Annotated in this window: 8 protein-coding genes and 1 pseudogene; 3 read left to right on the forward strand and 6 right to left on the reverse strand. The window is 69.5% G+C overall.

The features are described from left to right. The first annotated feature begins 43 nt into the window (after nt 1–43). Nucleotides 44–925: a D-alanyl-D-alanine carboxypeptidase family protein gene (locus tag MTY59_RS26690; protein WP_221043811.1), complete on the forward strand. Its 882-nt coding sequence runs from the start codon at nt 44–46 to the stop codon at nt 923–925. Nucleotides 926–932: 7 nt separating this feature from the next. Here the strand turns inward: MTY59_RS26690 and MTY59_RS26695 are convergent, their stop codons facing one another. The 5 genes and pseudogenes from MTY59_RS26695 to ffh all read right to left on the reverse strand — a co-directional run bounded on the left by MTY59_RS26695 (nt 933) and on the right by ffh (nt 7,856). After that, nucleotides 933–1,529, reverse strand: a complete 597-nt coding sequence (locus MTY59_RS26695) for a TetR/AcrR family transcriptional regulator (protein ID WP_221043812.1) — start codon at nt 1,527–1,529, stop codon at nt 933–935. A gap of 1 nt (nt 1,530) precedes the next feature. Continuing rightward, a pseudogene (locus tag MTY59_RS26700) lies at nt 1,531–3,377 on the reverse strand (N-acyl-D-amino-acid deacylase family protein). Between the two features lie 77 nt (nt 3,378–3,454). Further along, nucleotides 3,455–5,110 (reverse strand): serine/threonine-protein kinase, encoded by a 1,656-nt coding sequence (locus tag MTY59_RS26705; RefSeq protein WP_221043813.1) that lies wholly within the window; start codon nt 5,108–5,110, stop codon nt 3,455–3,457. Nucleotides 5,111–5,147: 37 nt separating this feature from the next. Next, on the reverse strand, nt 5,148–6,224 hold the full coding sequence (locus tag MTY59_RS26710) for a metal-dependent hydrolase family protein (protein WP_221043814.1): 1,077 nt from the start codon (nt 6,222–6,224) through the stop codon (nt 5,148–5,150). Between the two features lie 75 nt (nt 6,225–6,299). Next, complete coding sequence (gene ffh / locus MTY59_RS26715; RefSeq protein WP_221043815.1) at nt 6,300–7,856, reverse strand: signal recognition particle protein; 1,557 nt, start codon at nt 7,854–7,856, stop codon at nt 6,300–6,302. A 135-nt stretch (nt 7,857–7,991) separates the two neighbouring features. Here ffh and MTY59_RS26720 point away from each other — a divergent pair, with 135 nt between their 5' ends. Together MTY59_RS26720 and MTY59_RS26725 are read left to right on the forward strand one after the other, a co-directional pair. Further along, nucleotides 7,992–8,786 (forward strand): alpha/beta hydrolase, encoded by a 795-nt coding sequence (locus tag MTY59_RS26720; protein WP_221043816.1) that lies wholly within the window; start codon nt 7,992–7,994, stop codon nt 8,784–8,786. Between the two features lie 101 nt (nt 8,787–8,887). Next, a complete protein-coding gene (locus tag MTY59_RS26725; protein ID WP_221043817.1) occupies nt 8,888–10,651 on the forward strand; it encodes a DEAD/DEAH box helicase in 1,764 nt (587 codons plus the stop codon). Between the two features lie 20 nt (nt 10,652–10,671). On the opposite strand, the gene MTY59_RS26730 is transcribed toward MTY59_RS26725, so the two are convergent. Then, on the reverse strand, nt 10,672–13,158 hold the full coding sequence (locus MTY59_RS26730; protein ID WP_221043818.1) for a [protein-PII] uridylyltransferase: 2,487 nt from the start codon (nt 13,156–13,158) through the stop codon (nt 10,672–10,674). Between the last annotated feature and the right edge of the window lie 27 nt (nt 13,159–13,185).

The raw sequence follows: 13,185 nt of genomic DNA on the forward strand, positions 1-13,185 counted from the left end.
GAAGATCCGCCGTGAACAGAGTCGGAAGTTAGACTTTGCGGCCATGCGGAAGCTCACGGCCGCAGCCGCTACCCTGCTCGCGCTCGGTACCTGCACCGCCACCGTCACCATGTCCACCGCCTGGGCGGATAACTCGCAACCGGTCGGCTCGATCCCCATTCCCGACGGGCCGGCCCGAACCTGGATCATCGCCGACCTCGACAGCGGTCAGGTACTGGCCGGCCGCGACCAGGATGTCGCCCACCCGCCGGCGAGCACCATCAAGACGCTGCTGGCCCAGGTGGTGCTGGACTCGGTGAGCCTGGACTCGACCGTGGTCGCCGACGTCGCCGACACCCAGGTGGAGTGCAACTGCGTCGGGATCAAACCGGGCCGCACCTACACCGCGCGCCAACTGCTGGACGGCCTGCTGCTGGTCTCGGGTAACGACGCCGCCAACACGCTGGCGCACATGCTGGGCGGCCCGGACGTCACGGTGGCCAAGATGAACGCCAAGGCGGCCTCGCTGGGCGCCACGAACACGCACGCCGCGACACCGTCCGGTCTGGACGGGCCCGGCGGTTCGGGCGCGTCGACGGCGCACGACCTGGCGGTCATCTTCCGCGCGGCGATGGCCAACCCGGTGTTCGCGCAGATCACCGCCGAGCCGTCGGCGATGTTCCCCGGCGACAACGGCGATCACCCGATCGAAAATCAGGACGAGCTGTTGCAGCGCTATCCCGGCGCGATCGGCGGCAAGACCGGCTTCACCGACGCCGCCCGCAAGACCTTCGTCGGGGCCGCCGCGCGCGGGGGCCGCCGGCTGGTGATCGCCATGATGTACGGGCTGATCAAAGCGGGCGGGCCGACGTACTGGGATCAGGCGGCGACGCTGTTCGACTGGGGATTCGCGCAGAGCCCGCAGTCCAGCATCGGCTCGTTGTAACTGTTCGTCAGGATTCCGGCAGCGCCGCGGTCAGCAGCGCCATCAGCACCGGGATCCGCTGGGCCGCGATTTCCGGTTGCGGCAGAACGCCTTCCACCACCGCGGCTCCGTCGAAGACGTTGCGCATCAGCGCCACAAGGACCGGGAAGGTGTCCTCGGGGAACACCTCGATGCCGGGCAGCGCGCGGGCCACGTCGTCGATCTTCGCGGCGTACTGTGCCAGCTCGTGTTGCAAAGTCTCCCTGAGCTTTTCGTCGGTGCGAGCGGCGACCGTCAATTCGTAGATCACGGCGTTGGTCGGGCCGCTGGTGACGTCCCCCAGGATCCCCAGCACCGCTTCGAGCGCCGGGCGGTCGGCCGGTATTTCGGCGACTCCCTTGGTGAACGACTCCAGCTGACGGCGCAACACCTCCGAGGCCGTCGCGGCCATGAAATCGCCCATGGTGTCGAAGTGCCGGAACAGCGCACCCACCGACACCCCGGCCCGCTTGGCAATGACCGCAGCCGACGCCCGGGCGTAGCCGACCTCGATGATGGTGGCGATGCAGGCGTCGATGAGCCGCCCTACGGTCTCCTCGCGGCGCTGCTGCTGGGTTCTGGCCATGTCAGAGGGTGACGCTCATCGCGCTGCGCCCCCGGCGGGCGCGCTCCCCCGCCCGCAGGTAGCGGCCCGACCGCACGGATTTGCCGTAGCCGTCCCGGAATTCGCCTTTGGCGTGGTTTCCGCCGAAGACGACCACGCCACCCACACCGGTGGCGACCACGGCGTCGTCGTTGCGGTTGACCATGCGCCGCAGGCCACCGTAGAACGGCACCGCCTCCTCGTGGTAGCCGTCGACGGATTCGTTGAGTCCGGCCGGGTCGATCACCACGAAGTCCGCGCGGTCGCCCTGCCGTAGCGTGCCGGCGTCGATGCCGAACCACTCGGCCAGTTCACCGGTGAGCCGGTGCACGGCGTGCTCGATCGACATGAACGGCGCGCCGGCCCGGTAGGCGTCCCGGGTGCGCTTGAGCATCCGCAGCCCGAAGTTGTAGAAGGCCATGTTGCGCAGGTGCGCACCGGCATCCGAGAAACCCATGTGCACGCTGTCTTCGGTGGCGAGCGCATCCAGCAGCTTGGGGCGGTGGTTGGCGACGACGGTCGTCCACCGGACGTTGCGCTCACCGTTTTCGACGAGCACGTCCAGGAACGCGTCGAGCGGGTGCAGCTTGCGCTCGTCGGCGATGGCGCCGAAGCTCTTGCCGATCAACGAGTTATCGGGGCATTCGACGATGACCGCGTCGTGGAAGTCACGGTGCCACAGCGACGGTCCCAGCTTGATGCGATCGAACTCGCGCCGGAATTTGCGGCGGTATTCCTTGTCCGCCAGTAACTCGTTGCGCTCCAACTGGTCCCGCAGGTGCAGGGCCGCCGTTCCGGCTCCGAACTCCTCGAAGACCGGCAGGTCGATTCCGTCCGAGTACAACTCGAAGGGCACCGGCAGGTGCTGGAATTTCACGCTGGCACCCAGGAGCTTGTTCAGCAGTCGAGTGCCCGGGCCGAACACGTATACCGACAGCGGCATCGACTTGGCGTCGGCGGACACCAGCATGCTCATCCGAACGCCCTTGCCCCAGTTGAGTATCCGGCTGCTGGCCAGGAAGAAGAGCATTCCGGTTGACGGCTTGGCCACGTTGGGGGCGCTCTGCAGAATCCGGGCGCGCTTGCGCAGCACCTTGATCAGCCGGCGCCGTTCCCGCCATGTCGCGAAAGTGGACGGCAGGGCGCGCGAGCGGAACCGGTCGCCGTCGAGTTTGTCGATGGGCGCGTCCATCCCGGACATGCCGAGCACACCGGCGTCGAGGGCCTCGTCCAGCAGGTCGGCCATCTTCGCCAGCTCGGCCTCGGTGGGCCGCGCCATGGCGTCGGTGGCCCGATCCAGTCCGAGCACCGCGGTCCGCAGGTCCGAATGACCAAGCAGCGAACCGATATTGGGCCCCAGCGGCAGGGCGTCGATCGCCTTGACGTATTCCGCGGCCGTCGACCAGGTCCGGTTGGAATCCAGCGCGCCGAAAACGTATTCGCGCGGCACCGCCTCCACCCGGCTGAACAGGTCGGCGGCATCCTGGGAATCGGCATAGACCGTCGACAACGAACAGTTGCCCAGCAGCACCGTGGTGACACCGTGGCGTACCGACTCGCGCAGCCCGGGATCCAGCAGCACCTCGGCGTCGTAGTGGGTGTGCACGTCGAGGAAGCCGGGCACCACCCATTTGCCGGCCGCGTCGATCACCTCGGGGCACCCCGTCTCGTCCAGCGGCTCGGTGGAGACCGTGGCCACGACGCCGTCGCGGATGCCGAGCGTGCGCGTCAGCGGGGCGCTGCCGGTGCCGTCGAACCACAATCCGTCGCGAATGATCACGTCGTAGGCCATGGTTTCCTCCATGTCGTCGATGCCCGGAACGCTAACATAGATAGCGATCACTCACAATCTTTTCGCGGGAGACACGCCGACGCATTAACGCTGCTGGCTACTCCAGGTCAACGAATCAGCTCTGCGGCCGAAACGGCGCCGCCGTCGGCGCGGCGCTGGGCGCGTGCCGCGCCGGGCTCTGCGGACCCGAGCCGGGCTCCGGCACCGCCACGGCCGGCGGCACCTCGCCCATTCGGCTCGCCACCGTGGGCACCCTGATCACGGCCGACTGCTGGCCGCACTCATCCGTTCGCACGGTGACGACCTGCTCGCCGACGAACTCGCCGTTGGGCTGCGGCCGCAGCGCGAGCACCATGGTGGTGCCCTGCGTGGACTGCGATCCGTCCGGCCCGACGCACGGGAAGTTGAGATCCACCGGCGCGGACTGCCACTCGCCGTCCGTGAATTTCATGAAGAGGGATCCTCCGCCGGGTGACATCCCCTGCGTGTGGTCGTCGTCGTCGAGCTGCATCGCAGCGGCGGAGCAGCCTTCCGGCTTGCACGACGACCGGAACGCCCACCACGTTCTGACGTCCGGCGGCTGCGGATCGGCGGCGTAGTTATAGGTCTGCCTGGTGCGCTCGGCCTCGATGCGGTAGCTGCCGTCGAGTGGGGCCGGCGGGGGCGCCGGGGTGGTCGGCGTCGGAGCGGCGACCTGGTTCGGTGTGGTGCCAGTGTGGCGCCCGATGGCGAAGCCCGCAACCAGCGCCCCGGCGACGAGGGCCACCGCCGCGGCGCCCAACAAGACCTTTCGCGGCCTGCGTTTGCGGGGCACGTCCGGTTCGTCCTCTGTCGTGGCCGCGACGTCCTGCGGCCCTGCCGCCGTGTCCTGCACGTCGGCGTCGGGCTCGGGATCGGGGCCGGGCTCACGATCGGGTTCGGATTCGGGGCGTTCACCCGTCGACAGGCCCGCCAGTTCGCTTGCCGCCAAGGCGAAGTCGTGACAGGTTTCGAATCGATCCTCGGGTCGTTCGGCGAGCGCCTTGGCGAAGACGCTGTCCAGGTGCGCCAGCTCGGGACGCTGGTCGCTCAGCCGCGCCAGCTTGCCGTCGCGGTGCCGGCGCAGCGCGGCCACGGGGTCGGCAAGCGCAACCGGCGGCGCGCCGGTCAACAGGTGAAATGCGGTGGCCGCCAACGCGTATTGGTCGGCGCGCCCGTCGACGTCGTCGCCGCTCAACTGTTCCGGTGCCGCGTACGCAACAGTGACGTGCGTCGCGTGCTCAGCTGCCTGCGCGCGTTGCCGGGCTATGCCGAAGTCGGTCAACAGGATTCGTTCTTTCCCGCCGTCACGATCGGTCAGCAGGATGTTGGCCGGTTTCACATCGCCATGCACCAGCCCGCGTAGGTGGGCGTAGTCGAGGGCGCCGGCGATCGCCGTGAGCATGGCCAGCACCTCGACCGCCGGCGAAACGGCCGGGAACCGGTCGGTGATGAGCTGAGCCGCGCTGGTGCCTTCGATGTATTCCATCGCGATGTAGAGCCGGCCGTCGAACTGGCCGCGCTCGTGCACCTCGACGATGTTGCGGTAGCGCAGGTTGGCGACGATCGGGGTTTCCTCCCGGAACCGCGCGGTGAAGTCGCCGTCCGCCGACAGTTCGCGGGACAGCACCTTCAACGCCTGCCGGCGCATCGACCGGGGCTCCTGGACGAGGTAGACCTCACCCGTCACTCCTGAACCCAGCCCTCGCGACACCAGGTAGCCGGCGAAGCTCGCGCCGCTGGGCAACGACATTCGGCGATCCTATCCGTCCGCGCGCAGCGGCGCGCGGCTAAGCGGCCGGGCGAAACGTCTTGCCGCGCAGGATCACCAGATCGGGTCGATTCAGCACGGCCGAACCCGTGCGAGGGTCCTGCGAGTAGCACAGCAAGTCCGCCGAGGCGCCGTGATCGAGCCCGGGCCGGCCGAGCCAGCGACGCGCGTCCCAGCACGCCGCGCCCAGCGCCTCGGTTGGACTCATCCCGATGCTCTTGAGCGCCTCGACCTCGTCGGCGATGCGGCCGGGCGCCACCATGGTGCCGGCGTCGCTGCCGGCGTAGATCGGCACGCCCGCGTCGCGGGCCGCGGCGATGCGGGACAGGCCGCGCGCGTGCAGGTCGCGCATGTGCGCCGAATATGCCGGATACTTCGCGGCGGCGTCGGCGATCCCGGGGAAGTTCTCCACGATGTTGACCAGCGTCGGAACCAGCACGGTGCCGTGCTCGACCATCAGCTCGATGGTGTCGTCGGTAAGTCCGGTGCCGTGTTCGATGCAGTCGATGCCGGCGTTGATCAGGCCGGGCAGCGCGTCCTCGCTGAAGACGTGCGCGGTGACCCGGGCACCGTGGGCGTGCGCGGTCTCGATCGCGGCCTTGAGCACGTCGTCGGACCACAACGGGGCCAGATCGCCCACGCTGCGGTCGATCCAGTCGCCGACCAGCTTGATCCAGCCGTCGCCGCGCTTGGCCTCCTGCGCGACCGCGTCAGGCAGTTGCCATTCGTCTTCCAGCTCACGCGAGAAGCCCGCCGCATACCGTTTGGGCCTGGCCAGATGCTTTCCGGCGCGGATGATGCGGGGCAGATCGTCGCGGTCGTCGAGGCTGCGGGTGTCGGTGGGCGAGCCGCAGTCGCGCAACAACAGCGCGCCGACATCGCGCTCGATCTCGGCCTGGGCGATCGCCTCGTCCAGTGGGATCTCGCCGTGATCGCCGAGGCCGACGTGGCAATGCGCGTCGACCAGCCCGGGCACGATCCAGCCGCCGTCGAAGACGGTGTCGGCGCCTGCGACCGGTTCGGCGCTGATGCGGCCGTCGACGATCCACAGTTCGATCTCGGTTTCGTCGGGCAGGCCAACGCCCCGTACGTGCATGCGCACCGGGCGGCTACCGGCTTCCGGTCCAATGGTGACGACCCGCTTCGCCCGGCTCCGCCGCGCTCGCGATCGTCACGACTTGCCCGGGAACTTCAGCTTGGACAGATCGAAGTCGGCCAGACCGGGCGGCAGCTCGTTGAGACCTTCGGGCATCTGCGACAGGTCCGGGAACCCGCCCGGCATGCCCTGCATGAGCGGGTTGCGGGCCTTCGGCGGCGTGGGGCCGCGTCCGCCCTTCTTGCCCTTCTTGCCCGCCTTACCCTTCGCCGCCTTGGACTTTCGCGTCGCCGACTTGCGGCCCAGACCGGGGATGCCCATGCCGCCCAGCATCGACGACATCATCTTGCGGGCCTCGAAGAAGCGGTCCACCAGCTGGTTGACCTCCGACACCGTGACGCCCGACCCGTTGGCGATGCGCAGCCGCCGCGACGCGTTGATGATCTTCGGGTCGGCGCGCTCGGCGGGGGTCATGCCGCGGATGATGGCCTGCAGGCGGTCGAGCTGGCGGTCGTCGACCTGGGCCAGCGCGTCCTTCATCTGCCCGGCGCCGGGCAGCATGCCCAACAGATTGCCGATCGGGCCCATCTTGCGGATGGCCAGCATCTGTTCCAGGAAGTCCTCGAGCGTGAGCTCGCCGCTGCCGATCTTGACGGCGGCGGCCTCGGCCTGTTCGGCGTCGAAGACCTGCTCGGCCTGCTCGATCAGGCTCAGCACGTCGCCCATGCCCAGGATGCGGCTGGACATCCGGTCGGGGTGGAAGACGTCGAAGTCCTCCAGCTTCTCGCCGGTGGAGGCGAAAAGGATTGGGACGCCGGTCACCTCGCGAACCGAGAGCGCCGCGCCACCGCGGGCGTCACCGTCCAGCTTGGTCAGCACCACACCGGTGAAGCCGACGCCCTCGCGGAACGCCTCCGCGGTGATGACGGCGTCCTGACCGATCATCGCGTCCAGCACGAACAGGACTTCGTCGGGATTGATCGCGTCACGGATCGCCGCGGCCTGCGACATCAGCTCGTCGTCGATGCCCAGCCGGCCGGCGGTGTCGACGATCACGACGTCGAAGTGCTTGGCCCGGGCCTCGGCGAGGCCGGCCGCCGCGACCGCGACCGGGTCGCCGGGCCCGGATCCGGGCGACTCGCCGGGATGCGGCGCGAACACCGATACGCCGGCGCGCTCACCGACGACCTGCAGCTGGTTCACCGCGGCCGGGCGCTGCAGGTCACACGCCACCAGCAGCGGGGTGTGCCCCTGGCCGCGCAGCCAGGAGGCCAACTTGCCGGCCAGCGACGTCTTACCGGAACCCTGCAGACCGGCGAGCATCACCACGGTCGGCGGCGTCTTGGCGAACGCCAGCTGCCGGGTCTGTCCGCCCAGGATGCCGATGAGTTCTTCGTTGACGATCTTGACGACCTGCTGCGCCGGGTTGAGGGCCCCAGAGACCTCGGCGCCCTTGGCGCGGTCCTTGATCCGGGTGACGAAGGCCCGCACCACGGGCAGCGATACGTCGGCTTCCAGCAGCGCCAGCCGGATCTCGCGGGTGGTGGCCTCGATATCGGCGTCGGTCAATCGACCCTTGCCGCGCAGCCCGGCAAGGGCACCGGTCAAACGGTCGGACAGCGATTCAAACACCCCGCCAGCCTAGTGGTCGTTCGCAGGCTGCTTGCCGGGCGCAGGCTCCGCGACACATAAATCAAGCAGAAGACCGGCCGGGCAACGTCGCCGTGGCTTATGTTTCGCCAAGAAGATGACGAAGGGGCCAGGCTGATGCTCGAGGTGATCGACAAGGGGTCCTGCACCGCCGAGCATCCGGTGCCGCTGCTCTTCGTGCACGGCGGCTGGCATGGCGCATGGTGCTGGGAACACTTCCTGGACTTCTTCGCCGACGCCGGCTACCGCGCGGTCGCGATGAGCCTGCGCGGGCACGGCGCCAGCCCCACGGCCAAGCCGCTGCCGAAGGTGTCGATCGCCGACTACATCGACGACGTCCGTTCGGTGGCCGACGACCTGGGCGGCGCGCCGGTGCTGGTCGGCCATTCCCTGGGCGGCTTCGTGATTCAGCGCTACCTCGAAGACCGCCGCGCTCCGGCCGCAGTGCTGGTGGGCTCGGTGCCGCCGCAGGGCGTGCTCACCCTGGCGTTGCGGGTGTGGCGCCGCCGGCCGTCGATGACGGTGGAATCGTGGAGCGATCCCACGCTGCTGAGATTCCTCGCCACGCCCGCGCTGGCCCGCGAGTACCTGTTCTGCGCCGACACGCCCGAGGCCGTCGTCGAATCCTGCCGGCAGCGCGCCGGGGCCGAGAGCGTTCGCGCCGCCATGACCGACCCGATCGTCCGCCGCGTGCGGACCAGACGGGTGACCACGCCGATGCTGGTGCTGGGCGCCGAGTACGACGGCTTCGTCAGCGTCCGCGAGGTGCGCAACACGGCGCGCGCCTACCGGACCGAACCGGAATTCTTTTCGATGGGCCACAACATGATGCTCGAACCGGGCTGGGCCGACGTTGCCGGACGCATCCATGAATGGCTGCAGACCCGCGAGACGAAGAGCCCGACACGATAGCCAGTCGAGTCGTTACTGCGCCGAAAAGCGTTGGCGTGCTAGATTTCACAGCCGCGACTCAATCGAGTCAGCCGCGTCGACGAGTAACGAACGGGGGGCCTGTGTCGGTGCCGCTCAGCAGCATCCAGGCGCAGGCCGACAGCGCACCCAGCGACACCAGCGACACCGGCGTGCTGCGTGGTTGGCAGCGCAGGGCGCTGGTCAAGTACCTCGCCGCCCGGCCGCGCGATTTCCTGGCGGTGGCCACCCCGGGCTCGGGGAAAACGACCTTCGCCCTGCGGGTGGCGGCCGAACTGCTCGGCCAGCGCGCCGTCGAGCACATCACCGTCGTGGTGCCCACCGAGCACCTGAAGGTGCAGTGGGCGCAGGCCGCGCAGCGCTACGGCCTCGCCCTGGATCCGAAGTTCTCCAACAGCAACGCGCGGATCGCCCCGGAGTATCACGGCGTGATGGTCACCTACGCCCAGGTCGCCGCGCATCCGACGTTGCACCGGGTGCGCACCGAGCAGCGCAAGACCCTGGTCATCTTCGACGAGATCCACCACGGCGGCGACGCCAAGACGTGGGGCGACGCGATCCGCGAGGCGTTCGGCGACGCGACCCGCCGGCTCGCCCTGACGGGGACGCCCTTTCGCAGCGATGACAGCCCGATCCCGTTCGTGACGTACGAGGCCGGTCCCGACGGGATACGGCGTTCGCAGGCCGACCACACCTACGGCTATACCGACGCTCTCGCCGACGGCGTGGTCCGGCCGGTGGTCTTCCTCGCCTACTCCGGGGAGGCCCGGTGGCGCGACAGCGCCGGCGAGGAGCACGCGGCCCGCCTCGGCGAGCCGCTGTCGGCCGAGCAGACCGCCCGCGCCTGGCGTACGGCGCTCGACCCCGCCGGCGAATGGATGCCTGCGGTGATCACCGCCGCGGATCTGCGGCTGCGCCAGCTGCGCACGCACATACCCGATGCGGGCGGCATGATCATCGCCTCGGATCAGACCGCGGCCCGCGCCTACGCCGTCCTGCTGACCAAGCTGGCCGGCGAGGCGCCGACGCTGGTGCTCTCCGATGACCCCGGCTCGTCGGCGCGCATCAGCGACTTCGCCGCGAGCACCAGCCGCTGGCTGGTCGCGGTGCGCATGGTCTCCGAGGGTGTCGACGTGCCGCGGCTGTCGGTCGGGATCTACGCCACCAGCGCCTCGACACCGCTGTTCTTCGCCCAGGCCATCGGCCGGTTCGTGCGGTCGCGCCGCCCGGGCGAGATCGCCAGCATCTTCGTGCCGTCGGTCCCCAACCTGCTGCAGCTGGCCAGCGAGCTGGAGGCCCAGCGCAACCACGTGCTCGGCGAGCCGCACCGCGTCTCCGAGGGCGACCCGCTGGAGGACGATCCCGCCACCAAGACACAGGACGAGAAGAGCGACCTCGACAAGGGGTTCACCTCGTTGGGTGCCGACGCCGAACTCGATCAACTCATCTTCGACGGATCATCGTTCGGCACCGCCGCTGCGGCCGGCAGCGACGAGGAGGCCGACTACCTCGGCATCCCGGGCCTGCTCGATGCCGACCAGATGCGCGCGCTGCTGCACCAGCGCCAGGAGGAGCAACTGCAGAAGCGGGCCCAACTGCAAAAGGAAGGCGGGAGGCTGTCGGCGGTCGAGGCTCCGCCGGCCACCGTGCACGGCCAGCTCCGGGAACTGCGCCGCGAGCTGAACACGCTCGTGTCGATCGCCCATCACCGCACCGGCAAGCCGCACGGCTGGATCCACAACGAACTGCGGCGCCGCTGCGGCGGCCCCCCGATCGCCGCGGCGACCCGCGAACAGCTGCGCGCGCGCATCGACGCCGTGCGGCAGCTCATCGCCGAGCATTCGTGACCGCCCGCAAGTAAGCAGGCCTAGTCGCCGACGGGTTCCTCGAGCACCTCGACCGCGGGCCCACCCAGCACCGCCAGCAGGCTCTGCTCGACCACGTCCCGCGCGCCGTGCTCGGCGTCGCCGGCCGCGTCGGCCGCCTCGGCCGACACCGTCACGCAGAACACGTCGGCCGCCGTCGACCCGAAGGTGTTGACCTTCGCCCAGACGATGTCGGTGCCCGCCCGTTCCAGCGCGCGGGTCAGCAGCGCGAGCAGTCCGAGCCGGTCCATGGCGCGGACCTCGACGATCAACTGGTCGGGCGAGGCCGAGTCGACCCACAGGATGCGAGGCGGCGCGCTGGACCGGGTGACGGGCACCCCGACCTGAACCTCGCCGGCCCGGCTGGTCGCCGCGCTGACGGCGTCGCTGTCACGCTTCTCCAGCGTGCCCAGCACGTCGACGTCGCCGGCCAGCGCGCCGGTGAACTGCTGGCGCAGCAGGCCCGCTTCGGGCGGCGAACCGAACAGCGGCGACACCACGAATTCGACGATCGCGAACCCCTCGTGGGTGCTGGCCGAGGCCGAATGGATGCGCAGCGAGTTCAACGCCAGCACCGCGGCGGCCTTCGATACCAGCCCCCGCTGGTCCGGTGCCGCCATCACCACATCGAGGCGCTCACCACCGCTGGGCGTGATGTTTACCTGCACCCCGCGATCGCCGGTCAGCGAAAGATATTGCGGTGCAGCGGGTTCTACCTCGGGAAGTGACTCCCCCGCCATCACCAGCCGGCAGCGCCGGACCAGGTCCTCGATCAGCGACGCCTTCCATTCGCTCCACACCCCGGGACCGGTGGCCTTCGAATCCGCCTCGGTCAGCGCGTGCAGAACTTCGAGCAGCAGCGCGTCCCCGCTCAGCGATTTCACCACGCGCTCAATGGTTTTGGGGTCATTGAGGTCGCTGCGGGTGGCCACAATCGGCAGCAGCAAATGGTGGCGGACCAGTTGTGCCAGCAGCTCGACCTCGACCGGCGGCATGCCCAGCCTGGGCCCGATCTCGAGCGCCAGGCCCGCACCGAGCACGCTGTGATCGACGCCGCGGCCCTTGCCGATGTCGTGCAGCAGCGCGCCCAGCGCGAGCAGGTCGGGTCGCGCCACCCGGGTGGACAGCGGTGCGGCGTTGACGGCCGTCTCGATGACGTGGCGGTCCACCGTCCACTTGTGCGCGACGTCGCGGGGCGGCAGGTCGCGGATGGCATCCCATTCGGGTAGCAGCCGGCCCCACAGCCCGGTGCGGTCCAGCGCCTCGATCGTCGCCACCGTGGTCGGGCCGGCGGACAGCACAACCAGCAAGTCGTCCAACGCCTCTCGCGGCCACGGCACCGGCATCTCGGGCGCGTTGGCGGCCAGCCGGCTCAACGTGGCGGCGCCGATCGGCAACCCGGTATCGGCCGATGCGGCTGCCACCCGCAACACCAGACCCACGTCGGTATCGGGGCGTGCGTCGCGGGCAAGCACGATCTCTCCGGCATATTCGACGACGCCCTCGTCCAGCGGACGCCGCTTGGGGCGCCGCACCAGGGCCGTCACCCCGCGGCGCGGTAGGGCGTTCTCGGCGGTCCGAATGCCCGTCTCGGTGTGGTAGGCGATGGTGCGCCCGGCATCAGATAGCTTGCGCGCCAAGTCAAATCGGTCCCCGCTGTGCAGGGCGGCGCTGATCTCGTCGGCGTATTGGGCCTGCAGCTGATCACGTCCGCGTCCCGACACCCGGTGCAGCTCGGTGCGCACGTCGAGCATTGTCAGGTGGGCATCGTCGAGGGACCCCCCGGGCGATTCCGGGCGCGCCATGCCGTGGCGGTCGATCAGCTGAGCCACGCCCAGCGCGTCGAGCAGTTGGACATCGCGAAGGCCGCCGCGACCCGACTTCAGGTCCGGCTCGGCGCGCTGCGCGATGCGGCCACACCGGTCCCAGCGGGCCTGCGTCATTTCGACGAGCTCGTTCATGCGGGAGCGAATTGCGCTGCGCCACTGGCGGCGTGCGCCGGCGATCAACTCATCGGACAGCCGCGCGTCGCCGGCGATGTGGCGGGCGTCCAGCATGCCCAGCGCCGCGATCATGTCGGCATTGGCGACGCCGAGGGCCCCGGACACGGTTCGCACGCTGTGGTCGAGCCGAACGTTGGCGTCCCACAACGGATACCACAACTTGTCGGCGACCTTGCCCAGCACGTCGTCGGACTTGTTGTCGTGCAACAGCATTAAATCAAGGTCGGAATACGGCAACAGCTCATGGCGACCCAGGCCGCCGATCCCGACGACCGCAAAGCCGCTGCCGTCGGTGATCCCGATCTCGGCGGCCTTGGCCATCAACCATGATTCGTGCAGATCCAGCCAGGCATGCCGCAGTTCGGCGGCATGCAGCTTGCTGCCCTCAGACAGCAGTTGGCGCCGCGAGGCAGCCAGATCGACTGCCCCGCAGGCGCTTTCTGTCCCGCTCAGGTACCCGGACGAGTCAGGGTCGTTCGGGGTCATGCCCTCCCGGCCCGCCCGGGTTGAATC

The sequence above is a fragment of the Mycobacterium senriense genome, assembly GCF_019668465.1.
Taxonomy (GTDB): Bacteria; Actinomycetota; Actinomycetes; order Mycobacteriales; family Mycobacteriaceae; genus Mycobacterium; species Mycobacterium senriense.

Bases quoted from the DNA above. Each gene is read 5' to 3' on its own strand.
- MTY59_RS26710 (WP_221043814.1), bottom strand. From the start codon at position 6,224: ATGCACGTACGGGGCGTTGGCCTGCCCGACGAAACCGAGATCGAACTG.
- MTY59_RS26720 (WP_221043816.1), top strand. From the start codon at position 7,992: ATGCTCGAGGTGATCGACAAGGGGTCCTGCACCGCCGAGCATCCGGTG.
- MTY59_RS26695 (WP_221043812.1), bottom strand. From the start codon at position 1,529: ATGGCCAGAACCCAGCAGCAGCGCCGCGAGGAGACCGTAGGGCGGCTC.
- MTY59_RS26705 (WP_221043813.1), bottom strand. From the start codon at position 5,110: ATGTCGTTGCCCAGCGGCGCGAGCTTCGCCGGCTACCTGGTGTCGCGA.
- MTY59_RS26730 (WP_221043818.1), bottom strand. From the start codon at position 13,158: ATGACCCCGAACGACCCTGACTCGTCCGGGTACCTGAGCGGGACAGAA.
- MTY59_RS26690 (WP_221043811.1), top strand. From the start codon at position 44: ATGCGGAAGCTCACGGCCGCAGCCGCTACCCTGCTCGCGCTCGGTACC.